Here is a 17,670-nt window from a genome sequence, read left to right on the forward strand (position 1 = left end):
CGAGCGCTTACTCCCGCTCCGCAGCCAGCAGGCGCTCGCAGTAGCGGGCGATCAGGTCAACTTCCAGATTGACCTTGCTGCCAGGCTGCAGGCGATTCAGGGTGGTATTTTCCAGCGTATGCGGGATCAGGTTGATGGTGAAATCGGTGCCGTTGACCGCATTGGTGGTCAGGCTGGTGCCATCGACAACAATCGAACCCTTGCGCGCGATGTAGCGGGCGATTTCTTTCGGTGCGCGGATTTCGAGCAGCCGGTTGTCGCCCACCGCGTCGAAGCGCAGCACTTCGCCGACGCCATCGACGTGGCCCGATACGAGGTGGCCGCCGATCACGTCCGACAGGCGCAGGGCCTTTTCCAGGTTGACCGGGCCGGTTTCGGCCAGACCGACGGTACATGACAGGGTTTCCGGCGAGACATCGACGGCGAAGGTATTGCCTTCCTTGGCCACCACCGTGAGGCAGACACCGTTGTGGGCGATGGAGTCGCCCAGCGCGACGTCGTCCATGGGCAATTTGCCGGCATCGACGTGCAGGCGGCAGCCGACTTCGCGCGGGGTGATTTCGGTAATGCGGCCGACCGCCGCAATGATTCCAGAGAACATGACAGGCCCTGTTGATACAAAAAGAACACTCTATCACGCCATATTGAACGCCCGCCTTGCGCGAAAGTTCGTTTGGCAATAGCTTTTCACCTTTGCGTAATCGATTCACCCAAAGGGAGCAAACAATGAAAAAGACCGTGGTCGCCGCGCTTTTGGCAACACTTGCTACGACGGCCCTGGCCGACATCAACGTCGGGGTCACCCTGTCGGCCACCGGCCCGGCCGCCTCGCTCGGCATTCCGGAAAAGAACACCATCGACCTGCTGCCGAAGACCATCGCCGGACAGAAGGTCAATTACATCGTCCTCGACGACGCCTCGGACACGACCACCGCCGTCAAGAACGCCAAAAAGCTGATCAGCGAAAGCAATGTCGACCTGATCATCGGCTCCACCACGACGCCCAATTCGCTGGCCATGGTCGACGTCGCCGCCGAAGGCGAGACGCCCATGATCGCCCTGGCCGCCTCGGCACGCATCGTCGAGCCGATGGACGCCAAGCGCAAGTGGGTATTCAAGACGCCGCAAAACGATGCCCAGATGTCCACGGCCATCGTCGAGCACATGACCAACAACGACATCAAAACCGTCGCCTATATCGGTTTTTCGGACGCCTACGGCGAAGGCTGGTACAACGAGTTCGCCAAGCTGGCGGAAGTGCGCAAGATCAAGCTGGTCGCCAACGAACGCTTCAACCGCACCGACACCTCGGTCACCGGTCAGGTTCTCAAGGCGCTGTCCGCCAGGCCGGACGCCATCCTGATCGGCGGTGCCGGTACCCCGGCGGCCCTGCCGCAGAAATCGCTGAAGGAGAAAGGCTTCAAGGGTCTCATCTACCAGACGCACGGCGTCGCCAACAACGACTTCCTGCGTGTCTGCGGCAAGGATTGCGAGGACACCGTGCTGCCCACCGGCCCGGTGCTCGTCGCCGCCCAGTTGCCGGCCGACAATCCGGTCAAGAAAACCGCCACGGAATACGTCGGCAAATACGAAGCCGCATACGGCAAGGGCAGCGTGAACGCGTTCGGCGGCTATGCCTGGGACGCCGGCATCCTGCTCGCCAATGCCGCCCCCGTGGCGCTCAAGAAGGCCCAGCCGGGCAGCAAGGAATTCCGCGCCGCCCTGCGCGACGCGCTGGAGGCCACCCGGAATGTCGCCGGCTCGCACGGCGTATACAACATGAGTGCCAACGACCACCTCGGTCTCGATCAACGCGCCCGCGTCATGGTCACGATCAAGGCTGGTGGCTGGAAACTCGCAAAGTAAGCATGCAAGACGTGCCGCTGCCCCGAAATGGTGCAGCGGTGCATGGTAGACTTCCTTCTTTCCTTTCCGGGGTGAAATCATGATTAAAAAGCTGACCGTCGCCGTTCTCGCCACCTTGTCCACCGCTGCTCTGGCCGACATCAACGTCGGTGTTTCCGTCGCCGCCACCGGCCCGGCCGCCTCGCTCGGCATCCCTGAAAAGAACACTTTCGCCCTGCTGCCGGCGACCATTGCCGGCGAAAAGGTCAATTACATCGTCCTCGACGATGCGACCGACCCGACCGCCGCGACCAAAAACATCAAGAAGCTGATCAGCGAGAACAAGGTCGATATCGTCGTCGGTTCGACCACCACCCCGAGCTCGCTGGCCATGATGGACGTGGCTGTCGAGAACGAAACTCCACTGATCTCCATGGCCGGTTCGGCCATCGTCGTCGAGCCGATGGACGACAAGCGCAAGTGGGTGTTCAAGACCGCCCAGAACGATGCCCACATGGCGACCGCGCTGGTCCAGCACATGACCGACAAGAACGTGCACAGCGTTGCCTTCATCGGCTTTGCCGACGCCTATGGCGAAGGCTGGTACAAGGAATTCGCCAAGATCGCCGAGGCCCGCAAGCTGAAGATCGTGGCCAGCGAGCGCTACCAGCGCAACGACACCTCGGTGACCGGCCAGATTCTCAAGATCATCGCCGCCAAGCCGGATGCCGTGCTGGTTGGCGGTGCCGGCACCCCGGCTGCCCTGCCGCAGAAGGTCCTCAAGGAAAAAGGCTACAAGGGCCTGATCTACCAGACCCACGGCGTCGCCAACAACGACTTCCTGCGCGTCGGCGGCAAGGATGTCGAAGGCGCCTTCCTGCCGGTCGGCCCGATGGTCGTCGCCGCCCAGTTGCCGGCTGACCACCCGGTCAAGAAGTCGGCCATGGAATATGTCACCAAGTACGAAGCCGCCCACGGCAAGGGCAGCGTCAGCTCCTTCGGCGGCCATGCTTGGGATGCCGGCGTGCTGCTGCAGAACGCCGTTCCGGTCGCCCTCAAGAAGGCCAAGCCGGGTACCGTCGAGTTCCGCCGTGCCCTGCGCGATGCGCTGGAAAGCACCAAGAACGTGGCCGGCGCCCATGGCATCTTCAACCTGACGCCGAACGACCACCAGGGTTTCGACCAGCGCGCCCGCGTCATGGTCACCATCGAGAACGGTACCTGGAAGCTGCTCAAGTAAACCGGCTGGCGACCGCGGCGTTGCCCCGCGCTGCCGTGCGCTAGCACGGCCTGCGCGGGCGGCGCCCGGGCGTTGCTTCGCTCAAGTGCCGTGCCATCCGGAACGGCTGCATGGTGCGCCAAGCGCACTTTTTCTTTATTGATTCCGGTCACATGGACCTCCAGATTCTCCTTCTCCTCGGTCAGGACGGCGTCACCAACGGCGCCATCTACGCCCTGCTTGCCCTCGCGCTGGTTCTGGTCTTTGCCGTCACCCGCGTCATTTTCATCCCGCAGGGCGAATTCGTCGCCTTCGGTGCGCTGACCCTCGCGTCGCTACAGGCCGGCCAGGTGCCGGGCACCGTGTGGCTGCTGCTCGGCCTGGGGAGTGCCGTGGCCATGCTCGACGGCTACCGCCTGGTGCGCGACGGCCGCTTTGCCAAGCTGCCCACCTTGCTGATCGCCAATGTCGGCATTCCGCTGATCGCGGCGGCCGGGCTGTTCGCCATGCCGCCCAGCCAATTACCGCTGTGGGGCCAGGTCATTCTCGCCATGCTGCTGGTCGTGCCGCTCGGTCCGATGATCTACCGCATCGCCTTCCAACCGCTGGCCAGCGCACCGGTTCTGGTGCTGCTCATTGTCTCGGTCGCCGTGCATCTGGCGCTGATCGGCCTTGGCCTGCTTTTTTTCGGTGCCGAGGGTTGGCGCACGCCGGCCTTTACCGATCTCAGCTTCGAACTGGCCGGTGCGCCGCTGCAGGGACAAACCATCCTCGTCATCGTCGCCTCGGCACTGCTCATCATCGGCCTCTATTTCTTCTTCGAGCGCACGATCTACGGCAAGGCCCTGCGCGCCACCGCGATGAACCGCACCGGCGCCCGCCTGATGGGCATTCCGCCCATCCTCGCCGGCAAGCTGTGCTTCACGCTGGCCGCCGCCATCGGTGCCTTCTCCGGCATCCTGATCGCACCGATCACCACCATCTACTACGATTCCGGCTTCCTGATCGGTCTCAAGGGCTTCGTCGGCGCCATCATCGGTGGCCTGGCCTCCTACCCGATCGCCGCGCTGGGTGCCATCCTGGTCGGACTGCTCGAGTCCTTCTCGTCCTTCCACGCCAGCGCCTTCAAGGAGGTCATCGTCTTCACGCTGATCATCCCCGTACTGCTGTGGCGCTCCCTGACGGCTCACCATATCGAGGAAGAAGAGGAAAAGGGCGACGAAGTGGTCGGCGGCAATACGTCGGGCAAAGCCGGTACCGCCAGTGCGCTGCGTCGCCATGCGCCGCTCCTCGCCTTCATTGCCGTCCTTGCCGTTGCCCCGCAGCTGTTGCCGGAGTTTTCGGTCACCCTGCTCAACTACATCGGCCTCTACGCCATCGTCGCCGTCGGCCTCGTGCTGCTGACCGGGGTCGGTGGCCTGACTTCCTTCGGCCAGGCGGCTTTCGTCGGCCTCGGCGCCTACACCACGGCCTGGTTGACGACGGTGCATGGCGTCTCGCCCTGGCTCACGCTCTTCATCGGCATGGCCCTGACCGCCGCCGTCGCGCTGTCGCTCGGCTTCATCACCCTGCGCATGGGCGGCCACTACCTGCCGCTGGGCACCATCGCCTGGGGTATCAGTCTCTATTTCCTGTTCGGCAACGTCGAATTCCTCGGCGGCCATACCGGCATCACCGGCATTCCGTCGGTAACGCTGTTCGGCTGGGAACTGAAGTCGGGACGCGAGTTCTTCTACCTGATCTGGCTGATAGTCGTGCTCGCCATCATCAGCATCAGCAACCTGCTCGATTCGCGCGTCGGCCGTGCCATCCGCGCCCTCAAGGGCGGTACCGTGATGGCCGAGGCGATGGGTGTGAACACCGCCCGTGAAAAGATCATCATCTTCCTGATCGCCGCCATGCTGGCCAGCGTTTCCGGCTGGCTCTACGCCCACCTGCAACGCTTCGTGAACCCGACGCCATTCGCGCTGAACCAGGGGATCGAATACCTGTTCATGGCCGTGGTCGGCGGCATCGGTCACGTCTGGGGCGCCGTGCTCGGCGCCGGCGTCATCACGGTGCTGAAACAGTGGCTGCAGGACTGGCTGCCGCAACTGCTCGGCCAGAGCGGCAACTTCGAGATCATCGTCTTCGGCATCGCCATGGTGCTGGTGCTGCAGAAGGCACGGGCGGGGCTGTGGCCCGTCATCCTGCGCCTGTTGCCGGCCCGCGCCGTCAGCCGCGAGATTCCGCAAGCCGAGCCGCTGCCGCGCCGCCAGCCGACGGCCAGCGGCACCGTCCTGCTGGAAGCCAGCGAGGTCACCAAGCGCTTTGGCGGTCTGGTTGCCAACAACAACATGAGCCTGAGCGTGAAGGCCGGCGAAGTGATGGCACTGATCGGCCCCAACGGCGCCGGCAAGAGCACGATGTTCAACTGCATTTCGGCGGTCAATCCGGCCACCGAAGGCAAGATCGCCTTCCTCGGCGAATCGACGGCCGACCTTCAGGCCCGCGACATCGCCAGGCGCGGCATGAGCCGGACCTTCCAGCACGTGCGCCTGCTCGGCAACATGAGCGTGCTGGAAAACGTCGCCATCGGCGCCCATCTGCGCGGCAGCAAGGGCGTCTTGTCGTCTGCCCTGCGCCTCGACCGTGCCGAGGAAAACCGCCTGCTTGCCGAAGCCGCCCGCCAGATCGAGCGCGTTGGCTTGGGTGAGCACATGTTCGATCCGGCCGGCAGCCTGGCGCTTGGCCAGCAGCGCATTGTCGAGATTGCCCGGGCGCTGGCTTCCGATCCCTGCCTGCTGCTCCTCGACGAGCCGGCCGCCGGCCTGCGCTACCGCGAGAAACAGGCGCTGGCCGAACTGCTGCGCAAGCTGCGCGCCGAAGGCATGGGCATCCTGCTCGTCGAACACGACATGGATTTCGTCATGGGCCTGGCCGACCGCATCGTGGTCATGGAATTCGGCGAAAAGATCGCCGAAGGCCTGCCCGAGCAGGTACAGAAGGATCCGAAGGTACTTGAAGCCTATCTGGGAGGGGTCGAATAATGAGCATGACCCACCTGCACGACAACGAGGTCATCCTTGACGTCAAGAACCTGCGCGTCGCCTACGGCAAGGTCGAGGCACTGCACGAAGTCAGCCTGACCATCCGCCGCGGCGAGATCGTTACCGTGATCGGCCCCAATGGCGCCGGCAAGACGACCCTGCTCTCCGCCCTGATGGGCCTGCTGCCATCCGACGGCGACATCGTCTACATGGGCCACCTGCAGAAGCACGACCGCTCGGTCGAACATCTCGTCCGCCACGGCATGACCTTGGTGCCGGAAAAGCGTGAGCTGTTCGCCGAAATGAGCGTCGAGGACAACCTGCTGCTCGGCGCCTTCGACCGCTACCGCACCGGCCACCGCGACGAGATCGAGACCATGGACGAGGTCTTCGAACTCTTCCCGCGCCTACAGGAGCGCCGCAACCAACTGGCCGGCACGCTCTCCGGCGGCGAACGCCAGATGCTCGCTATGGGCCGCGCCCTGATGGCCAAGCCGAAGCTGCTGATGCTCGACGAGCCCAGTCTTGGCCTCGCCCCGCTGATCATCAAGGAAATCTTCCGCACCATCTCGGCACTCAAGGAAACCGGCGTCGCCATCCTGCTCGTCGAGCAGAACGCCCGCGCTGCCCTGCAGGTCTCGGATTACGGCTACGTGCTGGAAACCGGTGAGGTGTCGCTGGCCGGGCCGAGCGCAGAGCTGGCAGCCGATCCGCGGGTTATCGAGGCTTATCTGGGGCTCGGCCAGAAGCACTGAGCCCTCCCGCTGCTCCAACGCCGGGAGGCTGACTTCGTCACTTCAAGCCATTTGCGATGGTGTACGAAGGCAAAACAAAAAACGGAACCCCAGCGGGTTCCGTTTTTTTAAGCAAGAGATTCTGCATCCGGCAGGCACCACTGAGCAGTCATTCAGGAGACAGGTCCACTCCGAAGGCTGCCAATTAGCCAATTCGCTCACATCGGCCTTTCCAGACGTTCAGGCATCCGGGTAATTTGGTCCCCAATCCAGCGATTTCAGCCAGTTAACATTTGGGAATAGGTCGCATAGGAAAAGAGACAAAATGTCCAACGACTGGACATTTTGTCTCTTTCGCAAAGCCAAAACATTTGCATAACCAATTGATTTATATGCAACCAAGCCTTGGCCTGCTACGTGCTATGTAGAAAGCGCTTTGATAGGTCCTATTAAGCGAGCTTCCATAAAAAGTGGTGCATTTTTATTGGTTATCAAAGCCGGAGCTTCCTTGCATGTTCGTGCCAGCGGCATACAAGGTCGAGAGCGTCCAGATCGATAGCCGGTAATCCAGCAATGTCTCCAGCCATTGATCCGTTCGCACTTGAAAAGTTCCATTTTCGAGGATCAATTTGGAGACTTTTATGGATAACAAGGAAAAGGCCGCTGCGGGGATCAAAATCAACCGGCGGCAGTTCTTCAAAATCTCGGCTGCGGGGCTTGGGGCATCCAGCATTGCCGTAGTCGGTGTGATGCCGACGGCGGCGCGGGCCGAAGTGCGCCAGTACAAGCTGTTTCGTGCCACGGAAACACGCAACAACTGCACCTACTGCTCGGTCGGTTGCGGCATCCTGATTTACAGCCTGGGTGACGGTGCCAAGAACGCCAAGAAGAAAATCTTCCACATCGAAGGTGATCCGGACCATCCGGTCAGCCGGGGTTCGCTGTGCCCGAAGGGGGCCGGCATTCTCGACTTCGTTCACAGTTCGCAGCGCCTGAAATACCCGGAAGTGCGCGAGGCCGGCAGCAACGAGTGGAAGCGCATTTCCTGGAATGAGGCGCTTGATCGCATTGCGCGTCTGATGAAGGATGACCGGGACGCCAATTTCATCGAGAAGAACGAGAAGGGGCAGTTGGTCAACCGCTGGGCGACCACTGGCTTCCTTGGCTCCTCGGCCGCCAGTAACGAAACTGGCATCCTCGACGTCAAGTTTGCCCGCGCGCTCGGCATGGTGCACCTTGAAAACCAGGCGCGCCTCTGTCATGGCCCGTCAGTGGCCGGTCTGGCACCATCCTTCGGGCGGGGTGCGATGACCAATAACTGGGTGGATATCAAGAACGCCAACGTGATCCTGGTGATGGGTGGCAACCCGGCCGAGGCTCACCCGGTCGGCTTCAAGTGGGCGGTGGAAGCGAAAATTCGCAACAATGCCTACATGATGGTCGTCGATCCGCGCTTCAACCGTACCGCCGCGGTCTCCGACTTCTATTCCCCGATCCGCGCCGGCGCCGATACCGCCTTCCTGCTTGGCGTCGCCAATTACCTGCTGAGCCAGGACAAGATTCAGCACGAATACGTCAAGGCCAACACCAATGCGCCGTTGATCGTGCGCGAGGACTACGTTTTCGAGAATGGATTGTTCAGCGGCTACGACGCCGAAAAGCGCAGCTATGACCGGTCGTCCTGGGCCTACGAACTTGGGGCTGACGGCTATGCGCTGCGCGATGAAACGCTGCAGCACCCACGTTGCGTCTTCAACCTGCTCAAGAAGCACGTCGAGCGCTACACGCCGGAGATGGTCAGCAACATCTGCGGTACGCCCAAGGCCGATTTCCTGCATGTCTGCGAAAAGCTGGCCTCGACCTGCGTTCCCGACAAAACTACCAGCATCCTTTACGCGCTGGGCTGGACCCAGCACGTCGGCGGTTCGCAGATGATCCGCGCCTCGGCCATCGTCCAGTTGCTGCTCGGCAACATCGGTATGCCAGGCGGCGGCATCAATGCGTTGCGCGGCCATTCCAACGTGCAGGGTTTCACCGACCTGGGCGTACTGACCACCATGCTGCCCGGTTACCTGACGCTGCCCAACGACAACCAGGAATCGCTGAAAACTTATCTTGAGCAGCGTACACCCAAGACCTTGGCAGACAAACAGATTAACTACTGGAAAAACACCTCCAAGTTCATGGTCAGCTTCCTCAAGGGCATGTGGGGCGACAAGGCTACCGCTGACAACGAGTGGGGCTATCACTGGTTGCCCAAGTGGGACCGCAGCTACGACGTGATGGCTTTCGTCGAGCAGATGAACAAGGGCAAGGCCAACGGCTACATCATCCAGGGTTTCAACGTGATCGCCGCCGCCGCCTCGTCGGGCAAGGTGCGCTCGGGGCTGGCCAAGCTCAAGTACCTGGTCGTGATCGATCCGCTGCAGACCGAAACCTCGTCGTTCTGGCAGAACCACGGTGAATTCAACGACGTCAATCCGGCCGAAATTCAGACCACCGTATTCCGCCTGCCGTCTTCCTGCTTTGCCGAGGAGAACGGCTCGATCGCGAATTCCGCGCGCTGGCTACAGTGGCATTGGGCGGCACAGACGCCGCCGCATGAAGCCTGGCACGACGGCAAGTTCCTCGGTTCGCTGCTGATGAAGCTGCGTGATCTCTACGCCAAGGAAGGCGGCATTTGCCCCGAGCCGCTGATGAACGTGGACTGGCATTACCACGATCCGAAGGATCCGCATCCGGAAGAGGTCGCCAAACAGCTCAACGGTTATGCACTGGCTGACCTGTTCGACGACAAGGGTAACCCGGTCGCCAAGAAGGGCGAGCTGCTGTCCAGCTTCGCCCACCTGCGCGACGACGGGACCACCAGCAGCCTGTGCTGGATTTATACCGGCCAATGGACGCAGGCCGGCAACATGATGGCCCGCCGCGACAATACAGATACCGGCCTTGGCAACACGCCGGGTTGGGGTTTCGCCTGGCCGGCCAACCGCCGTCTGCTTTACAACCGCGCCTCGGCCGATCCATCCGGCAAGCCGTGGGATCCGAATCGCAAGTTCCTGCACTGGGATGGCGTCAAGTGGGGTGGTGCCGATGTGCCCGACTTCCCGCCAACCATCGCGCCGGGGAGCGGGGTGAGCCCGTTCATCATGTTGCAGGACGGTGTTGGTCACCTGTTCTCGCTGGGCGCGATGACTGATGGCCCCTTCCCCGAGCACTACGAGCCCGAGGAAAGCCCGATCCCGGCCAATCCGCTGCATTCCGGAAGCGGCAAGAGCCCGGTGGCACGCATCTTCAAGGACGACAAGGAGTCCTTCGGCAGCCGCAACGAGTTCCCTTACGTCGCGACCTCGTATTCGATTACCGAGATGTTCCGCCACTGGACCAAGCATGCGCACCTCAATGCCGTGGTCCAGCCGGAACAGTTCGTCGAGATCAGCGAGAAGCTGGCGGCCAGCAAAGGCATCAAGGCTGGCGACCTCATCAAGGTGTCCAGCAAGCGTGGCCACATCCGTGGCAAGGCGGTGGTGACCAAGCGGGTGATGACCCTGCAGGTGGCCGGGCAGGAGGTTGAACAGGTCGGTATTCCGGTGCACTGGGGATTCGAGGGAACAACCCGCAAGGGCTTCCTGGCCAACATCCTGAGTCCGCGTGTCGGCGACGCCAACACCCATACGCCTGAATACAAGGCTTTCCTAGTTAACATCGAGAAGGCTTGAGGAAACCACCATGTCCATGCAATCCCAAGACATCATCCGGCGTTCGGCCACCTCCAGCCTGACGCCGCCGCCGCAGGTCCGCGACCACAAGCTGGAAGTCGCCAAACTGATCGACGTATCCATCTGTATCGGCTGCAAAGGCTGTCAGGTGGCCTGTTCGGAATGGAACGACCTGCGCGACGAAGTTGGTCATAACCACGGCATCTACGATAACCCGGTCGACCTCACCGCCAAGAGCTGGACGGTGATGCGCTTCGCCGAGCACCAGAGTGAAGGTGGCCGTCTGCAATGGCTGATCCGCAAGGACGGCTGCATGCATTGCGCTGATCCGGGCTGCCTGAAGGCCTGTCCGTCGCCCGGCGCGATCATCCAGTACGCCAACGGCGTCGTCGACTTCCAGTCCGAGCAATGTATCGGTTGCGGCTATTGCGTCACCGGCTGCCCGTTCAATGTGCCGCGGATCAACAAGGAAGACAACAAGGCCTACAAGTGCACGCTGTGCTCGGACCGTCTGGCTGTCGGCCAGGAGCCGTCCTGCGTCAAGACATGCCCGACCGGAGCCATCCAGTTCGGAACCAAGGAAGACATGAAGCTGGTGGCCGAGGATCGCGTCAAGGATCTGAAGGCACGTGGCTACCCCAATGCCGGCCTGTACGACCCGCAGGGTGTCGGCGGTACGCACGTCATGTACGTGCTGCACCACGCCGACCAGCCGGAGTTGTACAACGGCTTGCCGAAGGACCCGTCGATCAGCCCACTGGTCGGACTCTGGAAGGGCGTCGCCAAGCCGCTCGCCACGCTGGCACTGGCCGGCGTTGCCCTGGGCAGCCTGTTCCATTACGTGACCAAGGGGCCGAACGAGGTCTCGAAGGAGATCGAAGACGAGATCGAGGCAGAAGACAAGGAGGAAGCAAAATGATCCGCGACCCGAAAGACCTCAAGCGCTACAACGCTTCCGAACGGGCCAATCACTGGACGATCGGCATCAGCTTCATCCTGCTCGCGCTCTCCGGACTGGCCTTCTTCCACCCGGCGTTCTTCCCGCTGACCCAGCTGTTCGGCGGCCCGGTCTGGGCCCGCATCATCCACCCCTACATCGGGGTGCTGATGGCGGCAGCCTTCCTGATCATCTTCCTGCGCTTCAAGCATCTGAACACAATGACGCCGGCGGACAAGGAGTGGCTGGCCAAGGCCAAGAACATGGTGGACGGCAACGACCACGACATGCCGGAACAGGGCAAGTACAACGGCGGCCAGAAAGTGATGTTCTGGGCGCTTGCCGTGTGCATGTTGCTGATGACGCTGTCGGGCCTTGCCATCTGGCGCGCCTGGTTCGGCTTCGACATCACCCTGGTTCGCCTCGGTGCAGTCGTGCATGCCGCTGCCGGCGCCGTGATGATCGCGCTGATCATGGTCCACGTCTATGCCGCCATCTGGGTCAAGGGCACCATACGCGCCATGTGGTACGGCACGGTCACCCGGGGCTGGGCCAAGCAGCATCACCGTGGCTGGTACCGCCAGGTCACTGGCAAGTAGAACGGAAGGGGAGCGAGCGACAGTGACTTGCTCCCCGGACGGTTCCAACGATGAGATTTTCCTTGCGTTCAAGGGGTGTGCAGCAAGTCATCGCGGCCCCCCTCTTTTTTGAAAGCAAATCATGAATGCTTCAATGCTTGATTACCCCGAGGCGATATCGGCTGACGACGGACGCCTGCCTGCGCCAACGGCTGTGCGCAATGTCCTTCGCATTCAGTCCGGCCATCATGCGATGGTCGAGGACGAAGTCATTGAAGAAGTGCCGGTGGCCATGGTCTACAACGGTATTTCCCATGCCGTGATGCTGGCTTCGCCAACCGATCTGGAGGACTTTGCGCTCGGTTTCAGCCTGGGCGAATCGATCCTCGCGCATTCCCGCGAACTCTACGACCTGGAAGTGCGCCATACCTGCGATGGCATCTCGATCGAGATGGACATTGCACCGGCTCGCTTCATGGCACTCAAGGAGCGCCGCCGGAATCTGGCCGGACGAACCGGTTGCGGCTTGTGCGGGGTGGATAGCCTGGCCAATGTGACGAGAATTCCCCATGGCCGGCTGGCACCGACCGACTGGATATTGTCGGTCGACGCGGTTGCCGAAGGGCTGCGCCAGCTCCCGCACTGGCAGACGATGCGCCAGCAAACCGGTTCGGCACATGGCGCGGCCTGGGTCGATCGTCAGGGCAACGTGGTGTGCCTGCGCGAAGATGTCGGGCGTCACAACGCACTCGACAAGCTGATCGGCGCCCTGTCCCGCCAAAAGCAGGCGCGTCCGGATGGATTTGCGCTGATCACCAGCCGTGCGTCTTATGAAATGGTGCAGAAAGCCGCTACCGCCGGCATTGCCACCCTGGTCGCGGTATCTGCGCCCACCGCCCTGGCGATTCGACAGGCGGAAGCTGTCGGAATCCTGCTGATCGGGTTTGCCCGTTCCAACCAAGTGGTCGCTTATAGCTGCACCGAGCGACTGGGCAATGCCGCCGTGGAACCCCGTGGCTATCAGCCCATCATGTAATCACCCATTCCATCGATCAAATCCCCCATGACATTTGCCGAAACACTGCCATCCTCCGCCACCACTGCCTCCGTGTTGACGCCCAAAGCCGATTTGTTCGCTCAGCGCGCCGCACGACTGCGCGTTCTGGCGTCCGATCACTCCTTGGGCGCCTGGCTCAACTGGCTGGCCGATCTTGCCGAAGCCCAGCACAAGGCGCTGGCCACCGTGCCGGCTCTAGAGCTGCACTTCGACGGCTTGATTGATCCCTCCCGGCCGTTGTTGAAGATCGACAACCTCCAGCTCGACCAAGCATGGCAAGCCGTATACCGGGAGTTGACGGTAGCGATGGACGTTTCTGCTCCGGAGCAAGACGCTAATCGACTGTCCCTCAAAGGGCGTCAATGCATCGCCCATGCTGCCGGATCAGCCGCCGAAGCCCCTCGGGAAGCGAGCGATCTCCTCGTCGCTGCCGCCCTCCAGGTAGTCTGGTTGGCCGGAGCGTGTCAATTGGCCTTGCCCGAATTCACGCAATTGGAGCATCGCGATTGCTGTCCTTGCTGCGGAAGCGCTCCGGTTGCCAGCATCGTGCTGGCGGGAACGGGTAACACGGGCTTACGCTACCTGGAATGCGGTTTGTGCGCGACCCGCTGGAATGCGGTGCGGGCACGTTGCACCTTCTGTGCTGACGGCAGCGTCGTCAACTATTGGAGCATCGAAGGCGGCAATGAAGCAGTCCAGGCTGAAACCTGCGATCAGTGTCACGGCTATATCAAGACGTTTTTCCAAAGCAAGGACCTCCAGCTCGATCCGCTCGGCGACGATCTGGCCTCCCTTGCACTGGACGTATTGGTCGGTGAGCAGGGATTTGCCAGGGGGGCGCCCAATCCTTTGCTGATTGAAGGGGACTGTGTTTGAGGCAAAGTCGTCGATCAATTCATCGAGGTGCACCATGCCCCTGATCGACAATTTCGGGCGCCAGATCGATTACCTCCGGATTTCAGTAACCGACCGCTGCGACTTGCGTTGCAGCTATTGCATGCCGGAAGGTTTTACGGATTACGAGACTCCCAAAGACTGGTTGCGCTTCACTGAAATTGCGCGATTGGTTCGCATTTTTTCACGCCATGGGTTGAAGCGGATTCGTCTCACCGGCGGCGAGCCATTGCTGCGGGCAGGTTTGCCCGAATTGGTCGGCATGCTGGCCAAAATTGACGGCATTACCGACATTGCCCTGAGCACCAACGGTACGCAATTGAGCAAACATGCCAAGGCACTCAAGGCGGCAGGGCTCACACGCTTCAACGTGAGCCTCGATACCCTGGATGCCGCCCGTTTTGCCCGAATAGCCAAGCGGGATGCGCTGTCGAACGTCCTGGCCGGACTGGATCAGATTTCGGCCGAGGGTTTCAAGTCAACGAAGATCAACATGGTTTGGCTCAATGAAAGCACTTGGGCGGAACTGGAAGCGATGATCGCGTATTGCCGGGAACGCGGCTTCATTCTTCGCCTGATCGAGAACATGCCCATGGGAGAGGCAGCACGCCAAATGGGATCTTCCAGCCTTCAACCGCTGATCACGAAAATCAAGAACCGCTTTGCTCTGCTCGACGGTGTCATTCCGGGCGGTGGTCCCGCCCGCTATCTGGTCAGTTCGGATCAACGCTTCAGCATCGGCTTCATTACGCCACTTTCCCAGCATTTTTGTGCAACCTGCAACCGAGTTCGACTGACGGTGGAGGGCTCGCTGCACCTTTGTCTTGGGCAAGAGCATCGTCTGGATTTCCGCGAACTCATGCGTTCCGGGGCGACGGACGATGAACTGGATGCCGCTCTCTTGCTAGGTATCGCCAGAAAGCCGGAACGACACGAGTTCAATGAGCGGCCGGCCATGCTCATCAGGCCGATGTCCAAAACAGGTGGGTAATCGAACTTCTGTACAAGAAAGACTGATCCATAAACATAAAACTCAAAGACGTGGAGTCTCTGTTCTGTGCTGGCGCCATTCCTTCGGCACTAAACGAACGAAGGTATTGAACTCGAGAAGCGACCGAGCGGCAATTAATACCTGTATTGCCGCCGGATCTCCACCACCGGTCGAAAGTCAGCGTAGGTAGAAGAGTGCGCAGTCAGTTTTAAAACCGAGCCTCCGGTCTGCTCAGTAGTCAGCCATAGGATCGACGAAACGGTGAACATCTCTTTGGGTCTAAACCAGACTTGCCTGCTAGCAGGAATATCGCACGATGCATTGTCCCCAAAGCCAAAACTTACCGCTGACCCCGTTCCTCATCGCGACGCCGGTGCGGCTCATTGCCACCCTGCGGCGCTGGCTGCTGACGAGGCGGCTCGGCTCTGGGTGAGGGCGGAGCGGCCGGTTGCGGTGGCGGCATCCTCACTTCCGGCGTAGGACGGGGCATTTCCCTTTGCGGCACGGACTGGGGCGTCATGACCGGGGCCGGCTGTGGCTGAACGGGGCGTTCCGCACGCGGCATCTCGCGCGGCATTTCCCGACGCTGCTCGCGCTCCTGCATCGGGAAGGCGGGTTGCGAACGCTCTTCCCGGCGCATTTCTGGAGGCGGCATCTCCCGGCGGAGCGGGGCAGGTGCCGACTGGGTCTCCTGCGGGCGGTACATCTCGCGCGGCGGAGCGATTTGCGGCGTACCGACACTGGATGGCGGTTGAGCCTGGCGCTCCATGCGCTGCATCTCGCGCATTTCACGGCGCTGCTCGCGCTCCTGCGAGGTGAAGGCTGGCGGCCTATCGTCCCGACGCATCTCGGTAGCCGGTATTTCCCGGCGAACCGGTGCACTCGGGGCCATGCCATCCTGGGGACGAGACGTATCACGCGGCCCGACCGGCTGCGGCGCACCCGAGCTTTCCGGCTGACGCGATTGCCGCTCCTGATATTGCATTTCGCGCATATCGCGCCGTTGCTGGCGCTCCGACGGCGTAACGGCCGGCGGGGAACGTTCGTCGCGACGCAATTCGGGAGGGACGCTGCCGTTATCGGAGCGGCCCTCCTGCTGGCGGCGGAAAAATTCGCGGCGCGACTCGCCGGCGGCGTCCTGCGGGCGCAGGCTCCCCGGCCGGTTTTCCTGCGGGGCATCCGCCGGACGGGGACCATTTTCACGGCGCGAGGGCTGGGCTGCGTTTTCCGTCGGGCGGCCACGGCCATCGGCGCCTGGCATGCCGTCCGGATTGCGTTGGCCGTCGAAATCTCGACCGCGCTGACGTTGCTCGCCACGTTCGCCGTCGTGCGGGCGCAATGCGGCTGGCGCGGGCGCTAGCCACTGGGTGCTGGGGGCCTGGCGGGCGAGTGGGGCACCGCTCAGGTCGCGACGATCCTGATGGCGGATTTCGCTGCTCGTGATCGGCCGACCTTCGCGCATCTGGGTGGTCGGCACGACGGTCACGGCCTGCGGCATGGCGTGATGGGCATAGGCCGGTGGGGCGCCGCGCACGACCCGGTCGATGTGGATCACGTTGGTAACCTGCGTGACGTTGATCTGCCGGACATAGCTCGGGCTGTAACGATAGGCCGGGACATAGACTTCGCGCGGGGCGAGAGGAAACCAGCCGACGGCGGGCGCCGAGCCGAAGCTGAAGCTGACGCTCCAGCCCGGATTGCCGACCCAGCCGACCAGCGCCGGCGCGTAGACCGGGCGCGCCACCACGCGTCCCGGGACCCAGGCCCAGCGCCCGGCGATGAAGGCCCAACGCCCATAGTGGAAGGGGGCGAAACCCCAGGGTGCCTGGTCAATCCACGTCCAGCCCCAAGGGGGAACCCACGCCCAGCGACCCTGGCGATAGGGCGCCCAGTCGCTGGCAACTGCGCGCGGGTACCAGACGGTGCCGTAGTCGCTCGTGCTTCGCCAATCGCCGTAGGCGTCGAGATCCTGGTAGCCGGTCATATGCGGCGAAACATGGCGCCGCGCCGTGTCCGCCAACGTCGCGTTCTCGCGCTGGGCCACCCACTGGTCGAATCCGTCGTATGCCCGGGCCGCTTCCAGCCGTTCGCCACCATTGCTATCCACAACGGCCATCTGGCCCGCCGCCACCGGGATGGTTCGGCGGCCGTTGTCGACGGTCGCCCGTCCGGCCAGAACCACCAGCTCGCTGCGCTCGTCATAAACATTGATGCGATAGCGTCCCGGCGTCTGGAATCGCACGTTGCCGTCGGGCGTCATCACCTCCACATCGTCCGCCTGATCGCGGTCGAGCACGCTGACCGCCAGCGTGCCGCCGCTGAGACGCACATCGACACGGCGGTCATCGACGACCGGAAACTCGACCTCGCTGTCGCGGCTGAGGCGGTAGGCGGTCGAACCGATCCACACTTCGGCCCGCCCGCTACGGCCGCTATCGAGAACGGCCCCACTGCTGACCGGCCAGTTGAGCGTTGCCGGCCCTCCCTCGTCGCGCCGGTCGACCCGAAAGCCGACATCGCCATCGAGATGTGCAATGCGCCCGACGCGACTCGGCGGGTCGGTCTGCGCCAGCGCGGGCCAGGCCGCCAACAACAGGATGGCAAGAAACAGCTGGTGGAGGGACTTCAACATCGCGGACTCCCGGAAAAGGGAAAGGCCTGCGCACA

General features: G+C 62.3%; 12 protein-coding genes and 1 pseudogene. 11 read left to right on the plus strand and 2 right to left on the minus strand.

The features are described 5' to 3' along the window. Window positions 1–7: 7 nt before the first annotated feature. Window positions 8–601, minus strand: coding sequence for a riboflavin synthase (locus F1002_RS07185; protein WP_150428330.1), 594 nt, complete (start codon window positions 599–601; stop codon window positions 8–10). A gap of 125 nt (window positions 602–726) precedes the next feature. On the opposite strand from F1002_RS07185, the gene F1002_RS07190 reads away from it, so the two are divergent. From F1002_RS07190 to moaA, 11 genes and pseudogenes are all read left to right on the plus strand, one after another. After that, on the plus strand, window positions 727–1,866 hold the full coding sequence (locus F1002_RS07190) for an ABC transporter substrate-binding protein (protein WP_150428331.1): 1,140 nt from the start codon (window positions 727–729) through the stop codon (window positions 1,864–1,866). Between the two features lie 79 nt (window positions 1,867–1,945). Then, window positions 1,946–3,085, plus strand: coding sequence for an ABC transporter substrate-binding protein (locus F1002_RS07195; protein WP_150428332.1), 1,140 nt, complete (start codon window positions 1,946–1,948; stop codon window positions 3,083–3,085). Window positions 3,086–3,237: 152 nt separating this feature from the next. Then, window positions 3,238–4,272: pseudogene (locus F1002_RS21190) on the plus strand (branched-chain amino acid ABC transporter permease); the annotation flags it as partial. Between the two features lie 60 nt (window positions 4,273–4,332). Then, a complete protein-coding gene (locus F1002_RS21195; protein WP_223879516.1) occupies window positions 4,333–6,093 on the plus strand; it encodes an ATP-binding cassette domain-containing protein in 1,761 nt (586 codons plus the stop codon). Further along, complete coding sequence (locus F1002_RS07205; protein WP_150428334.1) at window positions 6,093–6,848, plus strand: ABC transporter ATP-binding protein; 756 nt, start codon at window positions 6,093–6,095, stop codon at window positions 6,846–6,848. Before F1002_RS21195 ends, F1002_RS07205 begins: the two co-directional genes overlap by 1 nt. A gap of 650 nt (window positions 6,849–7,498) precedes the next feature. Beyond that, window positions 7,499–10,546, plus strand: coding sequence for a formate dehydrogenase-N subunit alpha (fdnG, locus tag F1002_RS07210; protein ID WP_150428652.1), 3,048 nt, complete (start codon window positions 7,499–7,501; stop codon window positions 10,544–10,546). A 10-nt stretch (window positions 10,547–10,556) separates the two neighbouring features. Then, window positions 10,557–11,465, plus strand: a complete 909-nt coding sequence (fdxH, locus tag F1002_RS07215) for a formate dehydrogenase subunit beta (RefSeq protein WP_150428335.1) — start codon at window positions 10,557–10,559, stop codon at window positions 11,463–11,465. Beyond that, complete coding sequence (locus F1002_RS07220; protein ID WP_150428336.1) at window positions 11,462–12,082, plus strand: formate dehydrogenase subunit gamma; 621 nt, start codon at window positions 11,462–11,464, stop codon at window positions 12,080–12,082. Before fdxH ends, F1002_RS07220 begins: the two co-directional genes overlap by 4 nt. A 133-nt stretch (window positions 12,083–12,215) precedes the next feature. After that, on the plus strand, window positions 12,216–13,097 hold the full coding sequence (gene fdhD / locus F1002_RS07225; RefSeq protein ID WP_223879494.1) for a formate dehydrogenase accessory sulfurtransferase FdhD: 882 nt from the start codon (window positions 12,216–12,218) through the stop codon (window positions 13,095–13,097). Between the two features lie 27 nt (window positions 13,098–13,124). Beyond that, window positions 13,125–13,994 (plus strand): formate dehydrogenase accessory protein FdhE, encoded by an 870-nt coding sequence (fdhE, locus tag F1002_RS07230; RefSeq protein ID WP_150428338.1) that lies wholly within the window; start codon window positions 13,125–13,127, stop codon window positions 13,992–13,994. Window positions 13,995–14,028: 34 nt separating this feature from the next. After that, window positions 14,029–15,003, plus strand: a complete 975-nt coding sequence (moaA, locus tag F1002_RS07235) for a GTP 3',8-cyclase MoaA (RefSeq protein ID WP_150428339.1) — start codon at window positions 14,029–14,031, stop codon at window positions 15,001–15,003. 340 nt (window positions 15,004–15,343) lie between these two features. On the opposite strand, the gene F1002_RS07240 is transcribed toward moaA, so the two are convergent. Further along, complete coding sequence (locus F1002_RS07240; RefSeq protein WP_150428340.1) at window positions 15,344–17,635, minus strand: DUF6600 domain-containing protein; 2,292 nt, start codon at window positions 17,633–17,635, stop codon at window positions 15,344–15,346. Window positions 17,636–17,670: the final 35 nt, after the last annotated feature.

It is taken from the genome of Dechloromonas sp. CZR5, from assembly GCF_008711155.1.
Lineage (GTDB): Bacteria > Pseudomonadota > Gammaproteobacteria > Burkholderiales > Rhodocyclaceae > Azonexus.